This window comes from Aestuariibius violaceus, assembly GCF_040779325.2.
Classification (GTDB): Bacteria; Pseudomonadota; Alphaproteobacteria; order Rhodobacterales; family Rhodobacteraceae; genus Aestuariibius; species Aestuariibius violaceus.
In genome coordinates this window covers 372,807-388,571 of sequence record NZ_JBFONT020000002.1, presented here as the reverse complement: position 1 = coordinate 388,571, position 15,765 = coordinate 372,807, and the positions used below count along the sequence as shown (strand labels likewise).

Here is a 15,765-nt window from a genome sequence, read left to right as displayed (position 1 = left end):
TGACCGGCCGGCTGCGTTGCGTCCCAAGAAGTTGCATCGAGGAAGGACGTGCACCGTCGCACATCAGGCTGCTCAGGGCAGGATCAGGAGGCGGAGGCGTTGCTGGACCGGAGAGAGGGCGAGGGTGCCGTCTGCCACGCTCTTAGGTGCCTTAGCCGCACGTTCGAGGAGCGGGCGGGCCTGGGCAGCTTCGGTGAGGGCGCCCTTGGCGGGGGCGCCGAAGCGGCGCATGAGGGGGCGCAAGCGGGGCATTTCCTCAAGGGCCCGGGTCGCGAGGGTTGTGATGGCCTCTGGGCGGCCATCAACCAAAGGAATGCGGCCGGATCCTTCGAGGGCGGGGATGGCTTGCAGGAAGCGGGCGAGGCCGGCGGCGTGGGCCAATTTGCGGATCTGGGGTTCGGTCTCGGGCGGGGCACCGAGGGCGCGAGCAGCAGTCCACATCAGGTGGCCAGCGGTCGCGTCGAGATAGGCGAAGAAGGCTGCTTCGTCGGCGAAGGGCTTCTTGTAAGCGTCCCAGCGGCGGGCTTCGATGAGGGCGTCTAGGCATTGCGCGCTGTCCGGGTCGAGGAAGGTCAACGCATCGACGACCTCGTGGCTGCGGGCGGGGCCGTTGCCCGCGAGTTCGGCCAGCGCGTCGCGCCACCATTGAAGACGCATTTCGGCCAGCATCGGCTCGGATGTGACCCAGGGGGCGCGGGCGACCTCGAGGTTGAAGGCGTAGAGCGGAAAGAGGACGTCGCGGGCGGCAACCGGGGCGGCCATGGCGGCGAGGAAGCGGTCGGGGTCGCCTTTCTGGACGAGGGCTGCGCAGGCGGCGACGCTCATGCGGGGCGCGCGATCGTCAGGAGGTAGCCGGTCTGGTCCTTCAGACGGCGCCAGTCGGCGGCTTCCTTGCGCGCTTGGGCGATGATGTCGGCGAGGTCCGGGTCAGCGTCGGGTTCGAGAGCCTTGGCGCGGATTTCGACGCCCTGGAAGTAGTCCTCCCAACCTTGGTCGCTGACCTTGCGGGTCGCGATGGTGCGGTAGCCTGCAGCTGTGACACGGTCGGCGATGCCTGTGGCGTCAGTGGTGGGGTAGCCCTCCCAGAAGGCGAGGGCGTCGTCGGATGCCGGGGTCTGGAAGAGGCAAGGTTCAGAGAAGGCGACGGCGCCGCCGGGGCGCAGGTGGGAGCGCCAGGCGGTCAGCGCTTCGGTGATGCCGAGGAAGTAGACGGCACCGGCGGAACAGATGAAATCGAACGGTCCGCCTTGCGGGTTGGCCATGTCGCCTTCGGTGATCCGGACGCGGGGGCCGAAGCGGGCGGTACGGGCCTGCGCCTCCGTGACGAAATGGGGGGTCTTTTCGATGCCGTGGATCTGTGCATCCGGCAGGGCGTCGGCCAGCGTTTCCGTATCGGCGCCGGGGCCGCAGGCGGCGTCGAGCACGGTGACGGGCCCGGTTATCCCGGCGGTGTCGAGCACCCAGCGCACGTCATCCGCCGTGCCGGGCCCCTCGCGCGGGAGGTCGCGGTGGAGGGTGAAAAAGGCGTCCCAATTCATGCGGCGGTCTTGGCCCCGTCGCGGACCAGCTTCCAGCGGACAGCGTCGAGCAGCGCCTCGAAGCTGGCGTCGACGATATTCGCGCTGACGCCGACGGTCGACCAGCGCCGTCCGGCGCCGTCTTCGCTGTCGATGATGACGCGCGTCACCGCCTCGGTCCCTCCATCCGTGATCCGCACCTTGAAGTCGACCAGACGTATGTCTTCGACGAGGCTTTGGTAAGGGCCGAGATCCTTGGCCAGCGCCTTGGCCAGCGCGTTCACGGGGCCGCGGTCGCGGCCTTCGACATCCATCGACTCGCTGACCGAGAGCATCTTCTGGTCACCGATCTTGACGACGACGACGGCCTCGGAGACCGAAACCATCCGGTCGTAGCGGTTCTTGCGGCGTTCGACCGTGACCCGGTAGCGTTTGACCTCGAAGAAGTCGGGGAGGCGGCCGAGTTCGGCGAGCGCCAGCAGCTCGAACGAGCCCTGGGCGGTGTCGTAGGAATAGCCCGCCGCCTCGCGCGCCTTGACCGTATCAAGGATGCGGCCGAGGGCGGGGTCGTCCTTGGCCACCTCGATCCCGGCCTCCTTGAGGCGGGCGCGCAGGTTCGACTGGCCCGCCTGGTTCGACATCGGCACGACGCGGGCATTGCCGACCGCGGCAGGCTCCACATGTTCGTAGAGCGACGGGTCCTTGGCGATGGCGCTGGCATGGAGGCCCGCCTTGTGGACGAAGGCCGACGCGCCGACATAGGGTGCCTGCTTGACCGGGACGCGGTTGAGGATGTCGTCGAGCAGGCGGGAGATGTGGCGAAGTTCGGCCAGCGCGTCTTCGGTCACGCCGGTTTCGAAGCGGTCGGCGAAGGCGGGTTTGAGGACGAGCGTCGGGATGAGCGTCGTGAGGTTGGCGTTGCCGCAGCGCTCGCCCAGGCCGTTCAGCGTGCCCTGGATCTGGCGGGCGCCCGCGTCGATGGCGGCGAGCGAGTTGGCGACCGCCTGGCCTGTGTCGTCGTGGGTGTGGATGCCGATATGGTCGCCCGGGACGCCCACGTCGATGACGGCGCGGATCCCGGCGGTGATCTCTTGCGGCATGGCGCCGCCATTCGTGTCGCAGAGGACGACCCAGCGGGCGCCGGCTTCATAGCCGGTGCGGGCGGCGAGGGCGGCATAGGCGGGATCGGTGGCGAAACCGTCGAAGAAATGTTCGGCGTCGAAGATCGCCTCGCGGCCCTTTGCGGTGACATGGGCGATGGAGGCGCGGATGTTCTCGAGGTTCTCCTCCTTCGAGATCCCGAGCGCGCCGCTGACATGGGTCGTGTCGGTCTTGCCCACGAGGCAGACGGTGTCGGTGCCCGCGTTGAGGACGGCGGCGAGGACGTCGTCGTTTTCGGCCGAGCGGCCCGCGCGCTTGGTCATCCCGAAGGCGGCGAGGCGGGCGGTGAGCGTGGGGGCGGCATCGAAGAACGCGCTGTCGGTGGGGTTGGCGCCGGGCCAGCCGCCTTCGACATAGTCGATGCCGAGCGCGTCGAGAGCCTTGGCGATGCGCTGCTTCTCTGAGGTCGAGAACTGGACGCCGTGGGTCTGCTGTCCGTCGCGCAGCGTGGTGTCGTAGAGGTAGAGGCGGTCAGGCATCAGGTCGCTCCGTCGTGGCTTCGGGCGGCGGACCTCTTAGGAGCGCACCAACGGCCGTTCCACGACACGTCGTCTGGGCGTTGAGCCGGGACCTCTGGTTCAGTGCCTCGAAAAAGCGCAGACAGAGTGAAGCATTTGACTGCTATTTCCCTCGGGCCGCTTGCGGCCCGGTTCGCCCCCGACCCGCCCCCCAGGGCGGGGGCGAATTCGCCCCCACCCTCGGGCCGGGGGCGAACCTTCGTTTGGTGTAGCTTGGGTACGGGCACGCTCACTTGTGGACCTCCAACTTCGACGGATCAAAGTTTGGACCGGCGATCACTTGGACCCCTGCCTTGCTCATGCGCACCTCGGCTCCTGAGTTTACAAGCATTGCCTTGAGCGCATCTACCGCGGAGAAATCCTTAGTCTCAATCGCGGCTTCACGCGCTTCTTGGAGTCGAATCTCAAACTCGGAGAGGTCGATCTTCTCATTTGAGTTTTCGCGCGCATATTCGAACAGGTCGATGCCGAGAATAAAACAGCTTGCGACAAGGCGTCTGTGTTGCTCCATGATCTCGGAATAAGACAAGCTTGCTCGGTTCAGCCCCTCCAGTGGTTGCCAAATTCTGGAAATATGGCTGAGAGCCAAAGGTGTGTTGAGGTCATCACAAAGTGCCTCAACGACATCTTTCGAGACATGATGTCTTACGAATGCATCGCGGTTAGAGGTGAACTCCGCCTCTAAGTCAGAGTTTAACGATACCTCAAGTGCCCAAAGGTCAAGTTTCTTCCTTGCTTCTATCGCGAATGACTGCCGCCAATTCATCGGTTTACGGTAGTGGGTGCGTAGGAAGACAAACCGAATGACCGGTCCCGGCACTCCCCTATTTCCGGGCATACCCTGATCTAGCAGATCCCGCACGGTGAAGAAGTTGCCCAGCGACTTGGACATCTTCTTGCCCTCGACCTGCAGCATCTCGTTGTGCATCCAGACCTTGGCGAAGCCGTGCCCGGCGCATTTAGACTGGGCGATCTCGTTTTCGTGGTGGGGGAATTGCAGGTCGATGCCGCCGCCGTGGATGTCGAACGTGTCGCCCAGCAGCTCGTAGGCCATGGCCGAGCACTCGATATGCCAGCCGGGCCGGCCGCGGCCCCAGGGGCTCTCCCAGCCCGGCAACTCGTCGGTCGACGGCTTCCAGAGGACGAAATCCATCGGGTCGCGCTTGTAGGGCGCGACCTCGACCCGGGCGCCGGCGATCATGTCCTCGACCGTCCGGCCGGAGAGGGCGCCGTAGTCACCGTAGCTGTCGACCGAGAACAGCACGTGGCCCTCTGCCGCATAGGCGTGGCCGTTGGCGATCAACGCCTCGATCATCGCGATCATCTGGCCGATATAGGCCGTGGCCCGCGGCTCATGATCCGGGCGGAGGGCGCCCAGCGCTTCCATGTCCTCGTGATACCAGCGGATCGTCTCGTCCGAGCGTTCGCGGACCAGCTCTTCCAGCGTGCCTTCCGCACCGGCCTCCTTCCGGGCCAGGGCGGTGGCGTTGATCTTGTCGTCCACATCCGTGAAGTTCCGGACATAGGTCACCTTCGGATAGAGATGGCGCAACAGCCGGTAGAGCACGTCGAAGACCAGCACCGGCCGCGCGTTGCCCAGATGCGCCCGGTCGTACACCGTCGGCCCGCAGACATACATCCGCACGTTTTCGGGATCGAGCGGCGCGAACGGCTCCTTCCGGCGGGTCTTGGTGTTGTAGAGGGTCAGGCCCATGGCGGTCTCTCCCCGCGGGCCGGTGACATCGTGTGGATCAGGAGGATACGACGAAAGGCCCGCGACTGGTGTCAGCGGATAATGCAGCGGATGATGCAGCAGGTCGTCATGGGCACCCCTCTACAGAAAGACACACCCCGCGCGCAACCCTTTCCGGGCGGCTTGACAGACCGGCACCATGCGCCCAACCGTGCCGCCGATGACGACTGCTCAACTTGCCTTCTTCGCCGGGTTTTACGGCATCGCGCTGGGGATGCCGGTGTACCTCGTGCTGCGCCACGGGTCCGCGACCTTCGGGATGGTCTTCTTCGGCGGGTGCATCGCGCTGATGGCCTATGTGCTGTGGCTGCAAATGAATGTGCCGCTCGACGCGCAGAACGCGGCGAGCGCGCCACCCCGGGCGGGGGTCGCCGGGTCGCTGGTGGCGGGCTACGTCGTCGCGCTGGTCAACCCGGTCATGCGGCGTCTTCAGGGCGGCGACAAAGCGGGCCGGATTGCGACCCTTGGCCTGCCGTTCCTTGCCATCGCAGTTGCGCTGGCCGTCGCCATCCCGGCGATCAGCCTCGCGCATCTTCTGGCCCCGTAATCAGGCGTAGCTGACCACCTCGATCTCGATCCCGTTCTCTTCGGTGAAGTAGAAGCGCCGCCCGGGCTCGTAGGCGGCGTGGCTGACGGGCGTGTAGCCGTGCGCCTTGACCTTCTCTTCGGCACCGTCGAGGTCATCGACCACGACGCCCAGATGGTTGAGCGCGCCGCGCCGCTGGTAGCGCCCGTCGCCGGGTTCGGTCTCGCCCGGAGAGAAGATGGCGAGGTAGAAGTCGTCTCCGCCCACATGTTTGGTATGGCCGCTCACCATCGCGTCCCCCTCCCAACGGATACGCCAGCCGAAAAGGTCGCAGAGCATCTCGGCCGTGGCCGCCGGGTCGGCCACGGTCACGTTTACATGTTCCAACATCGCCATCTGATCTCTCCTGTCATTACCTTGGCGAATCATGGATAATTCCTCAACCTAACTTGAGATCAAGCGCCATGACCCGACAGCCCGGCCTAACGATCGGAGATCTCGCGGACCGGACCGGCCTCGCCGTCTCCGCCATCCGGTTCTACGAGACGAAGGGGCTGGTCCGGCCGCTGAGGAACAAGGGCGGGCACCGCCGCTATGACCGGGCGGATATAAGGCGGCTGTCTTTCGTGATGATCGCACAGGAGCTCGGCTTCCCGCTGTCACGGATTGCGGAGGTTCTTGATGGCCTGCCGGAAGGCCGCTCGCCGACCAAGGCCGATTGGGGCCGGATCGCGGGTGGTTTCCGGGCGGATATCGACCAGAGGATTACGCGGCTGGAGGTCCTGCGGGACAAGCTCGACGGCTGTATCGGCTGCGGCTGCCTGTCGCTGAAAAGCTGCAAGCTCTACAACCCTGAGGACCGCGCCCGCCGCCACGGCCCCGGCCCACGCTACCTCAAGGGCGACCGGCCGCCGGATTGAAGGGCTCCGCATTCGTCTTTGCCTCCCAAATATCCCCGCCGGAGGCCGAGGGCCGTCTGAGAAGAGCTCCGGTGGAGCCTTTCAGGCCCGAAGGGTCGAAGACCCCCTCGCGCGAACCACTCCCTCGATCCGATACAAGGCGTCAACCCCGCCTGCTGCGTCCCGCTCCCCGCAGGGGTGCGGGTCCGCGCGTCAGCGCGGGGACGCTCCGCCACCCGCCACTCCCGCCGCGGCGAACTCCGCCACCGCCCGTTTCAACAAGCGTTTTGGCCGCGGCGAGAGATGCGACAGCGCTTCTTCGGCGCCATGTCCATTCCGTGCGAGGAATTCCGCCAGCGCCCAAGCGCGGGAGGCCTGTGTCATGTAGCCGGACCAGCCGCTCTGTTCGGCATCTTCCAGCTGGAAGACGCCGAAGCCCCAGATGATGCAGTGCAGATCTGTGGCAAGCTCATGCACCGCGATACCGCCGGGGATCAGGTGCTCCCGGCCGGCCAGCTTGTCGTGCATCAGCTCGTGCGCCATGACGTTGATGAAGCTGACCGGCCGGCGCAGCAGGCGCGGAGCATAACGGATCAGCGGGGTTTCTTCGTCGTAGTGGTAGGTGCCCGCGGCGGCGCCTGTGGCCTGATAACTGTGCTGGAACTCTTCCGGCACGTCGAGGATCGCTTCGAGTTCGATCGGCCGCGTGATCTGCAGATGGCGCTTGATGTCGTCGGTTACCGCTATGGCAGTCGCATGGTCTTCGCCGCGCCCGGCCTTGAAAAAGTCCTTCGTCGGCAGGATCAGCGGCGCCGGATGGGGCAGGGCGGGCGTGGCCCAGTCGAAATTGTCGGCGGTCCAGTCCGCCATATCAGCGCTGACGAGCGGCTGGCGGCGGAACATCTCAGCTGGAGCGGGGCCGCAGCGCCAGCCAGATCAGCGCGCCGCCCGCAAGGACGAGAAAGGGTGCCATGGCGAGGTTGACGGCATTCCACCCCTCCGCCGCGGTGCCGCCGGAGCAGTTCATCAGCCCGCCCGAGGCCAGCGAGGCCAGCGTGACGCAACCGAAGACCAGCGCATCGTTCATTCCCTGGACCCGGCCACGCTCATGCGGGGCATGGGCGGAGGCGAGCATCGTCGTCGCCCCGATGAAGCCGAAATTCCAGCCGATGCCCAGGAGGACGAGCGCGCCGAAGAAGTTGAAAAGCTCGATGCCCGAGAGGGCAACGGCGCCCCCTGCAGCGAGGATGACGAGGCCGCTGGCCACGATCTTTGTCGCGCCATAGCGGGCGATCAGGTGGCCGGTGAAGAAGCTCGGCGCGAACATGGCGATGACATGGGCGGTGACCACGTCCGACGCGTTGCCCACCGTGAAACCGCAGCCCACGACGGCGAGCGGGGTCGACGTCATGACGAGGTTCATCAAAGCATAGCTGACCATGGCGCAGATGACGGCGACCGCGATCCTGGGCGTCTTCAGAAGCTCCCATCGCGAGCGGGAGGCGGGGGTGGAAGCATCGGCCACGGGCGGCTTGGGGATGTCGAGGGCGAAGAACAGCGCCATGCCGATCACGTTGATCGCCATCGCGACGAGGTAGGTGCCGAGGAACGGGACGGCGAAGATATCGTCGGTGACCTTGACGAGTTGCGGGCCGATCAGCGCCGAGATGAGGCCGCCCGCCATGACGTAGGAGATCGCCTTGGGGCGGAAGACCTCCGACGCCGTGTCGGCGGCGGCGAAGCGATAGAATCCCTGAGCCGACATGTAGATGCCCGTCAGGTAGCTGCCCGCGAGGAAGATCCAGAAATTGCCGAGCGAAAGCCCGTAGGCGGCGATGGCGGAGCCTGCGAGCCCGCCCGCGCCGCCGATCAGAAAGCCGGTTTGCCGGCCGAAGCGCTGCATGATCTGCGAGAGCCACGGTGCGGTCGTCATCGACCCGAAGACGATCATCGAGATCGGCAGGGTCGCGAGGCACGGATTGGGCGAGATCGACTGGCCGACGAGGCCGCCGACCACGAAGATCATCGTGATCTGGCTGCCGAGGAACGCCTGCGCCGCCACCAGCACCGCGACGTTCCGCTTTGCGCGGCGGTCGTCCTCTAGAGGGGCTGTCGTATCGGCGAGGGTCATGGGGACGGGTTACGCCTGAGTGCAGGGCAGGGCAAGACCGTCAGGCGGTGTCGATGATATGGGCGAAGGAGCCGGAGACGCGGCCGTCGGTCAGCCCCATGGGCGGCAGTTCGATGCCTTCCGCGTCCCAGGCTTCGAAGAGGGGCGCACCTTCGGCGCGGAGCGTGGTGGCATAGTGGAACTCATGGCCTTTGTAGAAGCCCTTTAAGGCACCTCCGCGCGCGCGGAGGGTACGGTAGCCGAGATGGAGTTTGCGTGTGGCGAAACTGGTTTCGAGGCCAAGCAGCCCAGCCATCTTGTGCCGCATCCCATCGGCATCGGTGAGGCTCTCGCCGAGTACCATGTAACCGCCGCACTCGCCGTAGATGTCGGTGGTGCGCGCGGCCTCCCGCAGGCTGTCGAGAAAGCGCGAGGCGGCGGCGAGGCGGGCGGCGTGGAGCTCCGGGTAACCGCCGGGGAGGACGATCTCGTCAGCCTCGGGCACGGGGTCGTCGGCGAGGGGGGAGAAGAAGAGGTGCTCGACCCCGGCGTCGCGCTGAAGCGCAAGCTGGTGTTGATAGGTGAAGGCGAAGGCCACATCGCGGGCGATGGCGATGCGGCGACCCTTCAGGGCATTTCTCTCGAGATGCGATCGGAAGAGGCTCGCTCCTTCAATAGGCGCGGCGAGCGCGCGAAGGGCATCGAGGTCAATCGCCGCCGAGATCCGGTCAGCCACATCATCTAGAAAGCTCTCGAGATCGGCGCGCTCCCCTGCTTGGACGAGGCCCAGGTGGCGGGAGGGTAGGGCGAGTGCATCATCGCGGGGCAAGGCGCCGAGGACCGGGATGCCGAGGGGAGTGAGCGCCGTGTGCAAGATCCGCTCGTGCCTGTCGCTGCCGATGCGGTTCAGGATAACGCCCGCGATGCGGACGGCGGGGTCGTGGGCTGCAAATCCGGCCACGAGCGGCGCAATGGACTGCGCCATGCGGGCGGCGTCGATCACGAGAACCACGGGCAGGTCCAGCATTCGAGCGAGGTCCGCTGTCGCTCCCTTGCCATGGGGCGGGGCGCCGTCGAAGAGGCCCATCGCGCCCTCGATCAGGAGCAGACTTTCCGTGGTGGCGAGGGAGCGGATGCGCGCCTCGCTCATCGCCCAGGCATCGAGGTTGAGGCAGGGGCGGCCGCAAGCGGCTTCGTGAAAGCGCGGATCGATATAGTCGGGGCCAGATTTGGCCGCGGCAACAGGAATACCTTGCCGCGACAGGGCGCGGAGGAGGCCGAGGGTGACGGTAGTCTTGCCACTACCTGAGGCCGGCGCGGCGAGGATGAGACCCGGCATCAGAGCGCTCCTGCGGAGCGCCGCCTGCGGCGGGCGGGACGTGGCTGGCTTAGTGGTCGCATCATCTTGTCCAGCGGGGATGGTTCGCGCATTGGCGGGTGCCTCCGGCGGGAGTATTTGAAGCCAGATGAAGGGAGCTCATTTGCACTTCATCTGGCCCAAAATACTCTGGGGTCCGGGGCAACGCCCCGGTCCTTTCGGCAGACGCTGGCGCTGTGGGTTGGATCACGCGCTTTCGGCGGGACAGCCCCGGCCCAGCGGGTCGGTACTGCGAGGCGGGTGGCCTGCCAGCATCGCCTGCCAGTCGAGGACCTGGCGCATCAGAACGGCGCGGCCGATGCAGATGATGGCGGGCGGCTCGAGAGCGGCCTCGGCGATTGCTGCGGGGGCTTCGGCGAGCGTGGTTTCGAGCACCTGCTGGGTGTCGGTGGTGGCCGTTGTGACCACAGCGACAGGCTCGGACAGGGGGCGGCCCGCGGCGATCAGATCGGTAGTGATCCGAGCGATGTGCTTCATCCCCATATAGATCACGAGAGTTTCGGCGCCTTTCGCGATCGCTTGCCAGTCGAGCGAGGAGGGGGTTTCGCCGGACTGGTCGTGGCCAGTGATAAACGTGACGGACTGGTTAATGTCACGATGGGTGACGGGGATGCCCGCGTAAGCCAGACCGCCGATCCCCGCGGAGATGCCCGGGATGATACGGATCGGGATGCCGTGTTGGACAAGGGTCTGCGCCTCCTCCCCGCCGCGGCCGAAGACGAAAGGGTCGCCACCTTTGAGGCGCAGAACGCGCTTGCCGGCGCGGGCGAGGTCGATGAGGCGGAGCGAGATGTCGCGTTGCTTCGGCGAGGGCTTGCCGCCGCGCTTGCCGGCGTAAATGTGCTCGGCCTGGGGCGCCCACTCAAGGATAGCGGGCTCGACTAGGGCGTCGTAGATCACCGTATCAGCCTGGCGGAGGGCGTTGAGGGCGTGCAGCGTCAGGAGGCCCGGATCGCCCGGACCGGCACCGCAGAGCCAGACCCATCCGGGGTCGAGCGTAGGCCAGCTATGGTCGGGCAGCGAGTCGGTCATGACAGCGTTATGACAACGGTGTGCGCTTGTGGGAATAGGGACGATTGCAGGAGCGAGCTGCGGCCCTATAGTCGCCGCCCATGAGCCGCAAGCCCGAGGGAGAGCTGCGCCGGGGATGGACCACGGGCGCGTGCGCGACAGCTGCCGTCAAGGCGGCACTCGACCGGCTGTGGGGTGGGACCTTTCCGGCGGAGGTCGTGATCGTGCTGCCGAAGGGCGAACTGCCGGTCTTTTCCTTGGCCTGGAGCGAAGCTGGCGACGGCTGGGCCGAGGCCGGCGTGGTCAAGGATGCGGGCGACGATCCGGACGTGACCCATGGGGCGCTGGTGATCGCGCGGGTGCGAGAGGCATGCGGTGGCGTGACGTTTCGGGCCGGAGACGGCGTTGGTACGGTGACGAAGGCTGGCTTGCCCATCGGGGTCGGGGAGCCGGCGATCAATCCGGTACCGCGGGAGATGATGTGCGCCGTCGTGGAAGAGCAAGCGACGCGGTACGGGCGCGAAGCGGGCGTCGAGATCATGGTGCGGGTGCCCGGCGGGCGGGAACTGGCCGCGAAAACGTGGAACCCGCGGCTGGGGATCGAGGGCGGGATCTCGATCCTTGGGACGACAGGGATAGTGCGGCCGTTTTCCTGTGCGGCGTGGATTGCCTCGATCCATCGGGGGATCGATGTCGCCCGCGCAGACGGATTGCGCCACGTCGCTGGATGCACCGGGGCAACGAGTGAAGCGGCGGTGCAAGCGCTCTACGGGCTGCCGGATCACGCGATGCTGGATATGGGCGATTTCGTGGGCGGGATGATCAAGTATCTGCGGCGGCATCCAGTGGAGCGGCTGACTGTGGGCGGCGGCATCGGGAAGATGACGAAGCTCGCGCAGGGAGCCTCGGACCTGCATTCGGGGCGGAGCCAGGTGGATTTCGGGCGGTTGGCGGAGTTGGCCGGGGCCGGTGAGGTCGCGAAGGCGAATACGGCGCTGGAGGCGTTGGAGATCGCCGGGCCTGTGATGGCGGAGCGGGTGGCCGCGGACGCTCTGACGCAGGTGCGCCGGATGCTGGGAGCTGAGATCGCCACGGATGTGGTGATCGTCGACCGAGCAGGGCAGATCGTGGGGCGCGCCGGATGAAGGTTTTGCTCCTCGCTGGCACGGCAGAGGCGCGGGAACTGGCGGCGCAGATGGCGGCCGCCGAAATCAATGGTGTTGCCTCCCTCGCGGGTGCCGTCCGGCGGCCAGCAATGCCGGACCTGCCGGCGCGGGTTGGCGGCTTTGGCGGGGCGGAGGGGTTTGCGGACTACGTGCGGAACGAAGGGATCGGCGCAGTGGTGGACGCCACGCACCCCTTCGCGCACCGGATTTCGGCGCGGAGCCAGCGGGTCTGCGGTGATCTGGGGGTACCGTATCTCCAGCTTCTGCGGCCCGCCTGGCAAGCGGGGCGGGGGGACAATTGGCGGGAAGTCGACCGCGAAGAGGACGTCGTAGGCCTGATCCCGAGCGGTGCAACGGTGTTTCTTGCGACCGGACGGCAGACGCTGGAACGTTTTGCCGGGCTGAAGGATTGCGACGTGATCGCCCGGCAGATCGATCCACCGGACGGTCCGTTTCCCTTTCCCGGCGGGCGGTTTCTGGTGGGGCGGCCTCCGTTTTCGGTCGAGGACGAGGTGGCGCTGTTTCGTGACCTTGGGGTCGATTGGCTGGTGGTGAAGAATGCGGGCGGCGCGCCCAGCCGGTCGAAGCTGGACGCGGCAAAACTCTTGGAGATACCGGTGGCGATGATCGCGCGGCCACCGCAGCCGCCGGGAGCGAAGATGGAGACCGTTGAGGAGGCGATGGCATGGCTGACGACGCTTTGAACGATGCCGCGTCGGTGTGCTTTGACGGGCCGCCCGGCGTGGGCCGGATCATCGTCTCGCCCGATTGCGTGGCGGACGGCGCCGCGTATCTCGCCGCTGCCGATCCGCGCCTCGTCCCGGCCTTTGCGACCTGTGGTCAGCTGCCCCTGCGACGGCGGCCGGACGGGTTCGCGCAGCTTCTTTCCGCGATCGTCTCACAGCAGGTCTCGGTCGCGGCGGCGAATGCGATCTGGAAGCGGCTCAAGGACGCGCGGCTAACGGGCCCGCGCAAGATTATGTGGGCCTCGGACGACGATCTTAGGGCGGCGGGGCTGAGTCGGCAGAAGATCCGCTATGCCCGGGCGCTCGCCGAAGCACGGATCGATTTCGGTGGCTTGAGGGAGGCACCGACGGAGGAGGTCATCGCGACGCTGACAGACGTGCCGGGGATCGGCATCTGGACGGCGGAGATCTACGCCATGTTCTCACTCGGGCGGGCTGACGTGTTTGCCCCCGGCGATTTGGCCCTGCAGGAGGGGGCGCGGCTGATCCTCGACCTGCCGGAGCGGCCGAAGGAGCGGGATTTGCGCCAGATCGCCGAGGCATGGAGCCCGTGGCGGTCGGTTGCGGCGCGGCTGCTCTGGGCCTACTACGCGCGGGAGAAATCGCGAGAGGGCATTCGGTGACACGGGGTCTTGAGGCTGAGATGAAGGGCCCTGTTTCGGGCGACATGCGCTCCATCGTGGTGTTTCTGCACGGTTATGGGGCCAATGGGGCGGACCTGTTGGGCCTGGCCGATCCGCTCGGGGAGCATTTGCCCGACACAGCCTTCGTTGCCCCCGATGCACCGGAGGCCTGTGCAGGGGCGCCGATGGGGTTTCAGTGGTTCCCGATCCCCTGGATCGACGGCTCGTCGGAAGAGGCCAGCCGCGCGGGCATGATGCGAGCGGCGGAGGACCTGAACGCATTCCTCGACGGGCTGATGATCGAACATGACCTTCTGGCCGAGCAGGTGCTGCTGTTCGGGTTCAGCCAGGGGACAATGATGAGCCTGCACGTGGCCCCCAGGCGCGAGGATGCCGTTGCCGGGATCGCTGCCTTTTCCGGGCGGCTGCTGGATCCGGAACTGCTGGCGGACGAGGTGCAGGTCCGCCCGCCCGTGCTGCTGGTCCACGGGGACATGGACGATGTGGTGCCGCCCGCTGCCTTGCCGCAGGCGGCAGAGGCACTGCAGCAGGCGGGATGGAGCGACGTCTATGCCCATATCATGAAGGGGACAGGGCACGGCATCGCGCCGGATGGTCTGAACGTCGCCTTGGCCTTCATGCGCGACCGGCTCGGCTACGGTTAGGTTTCATTAACCTTTTGGTAGGAGTTCCGCTCTAGGCAGGAGGGGTGTGGAACAGCGGACCCGTCCGATGATGCGCCTTATCACGGCAATTGCGCCCAAGACGGCCTTTCAGTGGGTCTGGAAGCCGGTCTTCTGGTTGGTCCTGGTGAACCTGTCCAATCTCGGCGTCGAATATGCCGTCAGCGGCGGTTGGGCCGGGACGGTGAAGGCCAATCTGATCGTGGGCTCCATCGTCGCGACACCGTTCACGCTGCTCTCGCTTTGGCTGATCTCGCGACTCACCCAGCTTAACGGACAGTATGATGAGATGGCCAAGATAGATCTGCTGACCGGCCTGCCGAACCGGCGCGCCTTCTTCGCAAAGGTCGAGGCGGCGGCAGAGCGGGAATGCGGCGTTCTGCTGATGCTCGACCTCGACCATTTCAAAGGCGTGAATGATACCTATGGGCACGCTGCGGGAGATGCCTGCCTCAGGGCCGTCGCCGGACGGATGCGGGACATCACGCGCGAAGAAGACGTGGTTGGTCGCCTGGGCGGGGAAGAGTTTGGAATCTACCTGGCCGGGGCACCCGTTCATGTGGCCGGCGCCATCGGAAAACGGCTGAGCCATGGCGTCGCAGTTGCGGCAGAGGAAGCAGGGGCCGAGTTCGCCGTCACGATCTCTATCGGGGCCTGTGAATGGCAGCGCGGTTTCGCTGTGGAAGAGGTGATGCGGCAGGCTGACAAGGCGCTTTACGAGGCGAAGGCGTCAGGGCGTGCGCGCTTTGTGCTTGCGACACCGCATCACTCAGCCGACGCCGCTTGAGGATCTCCGCCACGGTTGTGGATAAGTCGGTCCGACACCCGGACGAATGTCACCGATCCGTCATCAAGCTCTTGTAAGGCGAGAGGCAGTGGCGCGAGATATTGTGGCACTTGCCCGAATCGAACCGCCAGATATAGTCAAGGTCGAGGGCACCCTGCAAAGATGTGCCCCACGGGCGCAAACCGGCGAGCAGAGGCGGCAGAAGCAAAGATGGACGGCGATTTCAGGACAAGCTTTGTCCGTGCACCAAGCAGTCTGAAACAGCACCCGGCATTGGTCCTCAATGCCGATTACCGCCCGCTGTCCTACTACCCGCTGTCGCTCTGGCCCTGGCAGGAAGCGGTCAAGGCTGCCTGGCTCGACAGGGTCGATATCGTCGCGGAATATGACGAGGTTGTCCGAAGTCCCTCGACCGAGATCCGAATACCTTCGGTGGTCGTCCTCAAGGATTACGTCAAACCTCAGAAGCGCGTGGCCTTCACGCGCTTCAATCTTTTTTTGCGGGACGAATTCTGCTGCCAGTATTGCGGTGCGAAGGGCGATCTGACCTTTGACCATGTCATCCCCCGTGCCCGGGGCGGCGTGACCAGCTGGGAAAACGTCGTCGCGGCATGCTCCAAGTGCAACCTGCGCAAGGGCTCGCGCAGCCTGATGCAGTGCGGCATGAACCTGCGCAAGCCGCCGAGGCAGCCGGGGGCGGAACAGTTGCGCAATCTCGGCCGGAAGTTTCCGCCGAACCATCTGCATGAAACCTGGGTCGACTTCCTCTATTGGGATGCGGAACTGGAGAGCTGAGGCCAAAGCCGGCCAAGCGTCAGAATTTTCTAGAAAATTCTGCTCAGGCAAATTCTTCTAGAAGAATTTGTTTCCCAGATCCTTCTAGAAGG

The 15,765-nt window shown here is 66.0% G+C and carries 17 protein-coding genes; 8 read left to right on the top strand and 9 right to left on the bottom strand.

What is annotated here, in order from left to right:
• Positions 1 to 72 precede the first annotated feature (72 nt).
• The 4 genes from AADZ90_RS09125 to cysS all read right to left on the bottom strand — a co-directional run bounded on the left by AADZ90_RS09125 (position 73) and on the right by cysS (position 4,910).
• Positions 73 to 825 (bottom strand): squalene/phytoene synthase family protein, encoded by a 753-nt coding sequence (locus tag AADZ90_RS09125; protein ID WP_367309680.1) that lies wholly within the window; start codon positions 823 to 825, stop codon positions 73 to 75.
• Positions 822 to 1,538, bottom strand: a complete 717-nt coding sequence (locus AADZ90_RS09120; RefSeq protein ID WP_367309679.1) for a class I SAM-dependent methyltransferase — start codon at positions 1,536 to 1,538, stop codon at positions 822 to 824. Before AADZ90_RS09120 ends, AADZ90_RS09125 begins: the two co-directional genes overlap by 4 nt.
• On the bottom strand, positions 1,535 to 3,157 hold the full coding sequence (gene cimA / locus AADZ90_RS09115) for a citramalate synthase (RefSeq protein WP_367309678.1): 1,623 nt from the start codon (positions 3,155 to 3,157) through the stop codon (positions 1,535 to 1,537). Before cimA ends, AADZ90_RS09120 begins: the two co-directional genes overlap by 4 nt.
• Positions 3,158 to 3,425: 268 nt before the next feature.
• The gene (cysS, locus tag AADZ90_RS09110) at positions 3,426 to 4,910 is read right to left on the bottom strand and encodes a cysteine--tRNA ligase (protein ID WP_367309677.1); all 1,485 of its coding nucleotides are present in this window, start codon (positions 4,908 to 4,910) and stop codon (positions 3,426 to 3,428) included.
• A gap of 178 nt (positions 4,911 to 5,088) precedes the next feature.
• Here cysS and AADZ90_RS09105 point away from each other — a divergent pair, with 178 nt between their 5' ends.
• The gene (locus AADZ90_RS09105) at positions 5,089 to 5,496 is read left to right on the top strand and encodes a hypothetical protein (protein ID WP_367309676.1); all 408 of its coding nucleotides are present in this window, start codon (positions 5,089 to 5,091) and stop codon (positions 5,494 to 5,496) included.
• Here the strand turns inward: AADZ90_RS09105 and AADZ90_RS09100 are convergent, their stop codons facing one another.
• Complete coding sequence (locus AADZ90_RS09100) at positions 5,497 to 5,871, bottom strand: VOC family protein (RefSeq protein ID WP_367309675.1); 375 nt, start codon at positions 5,869 to 5,871, stop codon at positions 5,497 to 5,499.
• 68 nt (positions 5,872 to 5,939) lie between these two features.
• On the opposite strand from AADZ90_RS09100, the gene soxR reads away from it, so the two are divergent.
• A complete protein-coding gene (soxR, locus tag AADZ90_RS09095; RefSeq protein WP_367309674.1) occupies positions 5,940 to 6,395 on the top strand; it encodes a redox-sensitive transcriptional activator SoxR in 456 nt (151 codons plus the stop codon).
• 192 nt (positions 6,396 to 6,587) lie between these two features.
• On the opposite strand, the gene AADZ90_RS09090 is transcribed toward soxR, so the two are convergent.
• The 4 genes from AADZ90_RS09090 to cobA form a co-directional block, all read right to left on the bottom strand.
• On the bottom strand, positions 6,588 to 7,277 hold the full coding sequence (locus tag AADZ90_RS09090; RefSeq protein WP_367309673.1) for a hypothetical protein: 690 nt from the start codon (positions 7,275 to 7,277) through the stop codon (positions 6,588 to 6,590).
• A gap of 1 nt (position 7,278) precedes the next feature.
• Positions 7,279 to 8,505: an MFS transporter gene (locus AADZ90_RS09085; protein ID WP_367309672.1), complete on the bottom strand. Its 1,227-nt coding sequence runs from the start codon at positions 8,503 to 8,505 to the stop codon at positions 7,279 to 7,281.
• A 40-nt stretch (positions 8,506 to 8,545) separates the two neighbouring features.
• Complete coding sequence (locus tag AADZ90_RS09080) at positions 8,546 to 9,823, bottom strand: cobyrinic acid a,c-diamide synthase CobB (RefSeq protein ID WP_367309671.1); 1,278 nt, start codon at positions 9,821 to 9,823, stop codon at positions 8,546 to 8,548.
• A gap of 225 nt (positions 9,824 to 10,048) precedes the next feature.
• On the bottom strand, positions 10,049 to 10,894 hold the full coding sequence (cobA, locus tag AADZ90_RS09075) for a uroporphyrinogen-III C-methyltransferase (RefSeq protein ID WP_367309670.1): 846 nt from the start codon (positions 10,892 to 10,894) through the stop codon (positions 10,049 to 10,051).
• A gap of 80 nt (positions 10,895 to 10,974) precedes the next feature.
• Here cobA and AADZ90_RS09070 point away from each other — a divergent pair, with 80 nt between their 5' ends.
• The 6 genes from AADZ90_RS09070 to AADZ90_RS09045 all read left to right on the top strand — a co-directional run bounded on the left by AADZ90_RS09070 (position 10,975) and on the right by AADZ90_RS09045 (position 15,673).
• A complete protein-coding gene (locus AADZ90_RS09070; protein ID WP_367309669.1) occupies positions 10,975 to 12,018 on the top strand; it encodes a cobalt-precorrin-5B (C(1))-methyltransferase in 1,044 nt (347 codons plus the stop codon).
• Entirely contained in the window at positions 12,015 to 12,743 is a 729-nt protein-coding gene (locus AADZ90_RS09065) for a cobalt-precorrin-6A reductase (RefSeq protein WP_367309668.1), read from the top strand. The genes AADZ90_RS09070 and AADZ90_RS09065 overlap by 4 nt, the downstream gene beginning before the upstream one ends.
• Positions 12,725 to 13,408 carry a DNA-3-methyladenine glycosylase family protein gene (locus AADZ90_RS09060; protein ID WP_367309667.1) on the top strand — a complete coding sequence of 228 codons (684 nt, stop codon included), beginning with the start codon at positions 12,725 to 12,727 and terminating at the stop codon, positions 13,406 to 13,408. Before AADZ90_RS09065 ends, AADZ90_RS09060 begins: the two co-directional genes overlap by 19 nt.
• On the top strand, positions 13,405 to 14,073 hold the full coding sequence (locus tag AADZ90_RS09055) for an alpha/beta hydrolase (protein ID WP_367309666.1): 669 nt from the start codon (positions 13,405 to 13,407) through the stop codon (positions 14,071 to 14,073). Before AADZ90_RS09060 ends, AADZ90_RS09055 begins: the two co-directional genes overlap by 4 nt.
• Positions 14,074 to 14,140: 67 nt before the next feature.
• The gene (locus AADZ90_RS09050) at positions 14,141 to 14,878 is read left to right on the top strand and encodes a GGDEF domain-containing protein (protein ID WP_367309665.1); all 738 of its coding nucleotides are present in this window, start codon (positions 14,141 to 14,143) and stop codon (positions 14,876 to 14,878) included.
• Between the two features lie 210 nt (positions 14,879 to 15,088).
• The gene (locus AADZ90_RS09045) at positions 15,089 to 15,673 is read left to right on the top strand and encodes an HNH endonuclease (RefSeq protein WP_367309664.1); all 585 of its coding nucleotides are present in this window, start codon (positions 15,089 to 15,091) and stop codon (positions 15,671 to 15,673) included.
• Positions 15,674 to 15,765: the final 92 nt, after the last annotated feature.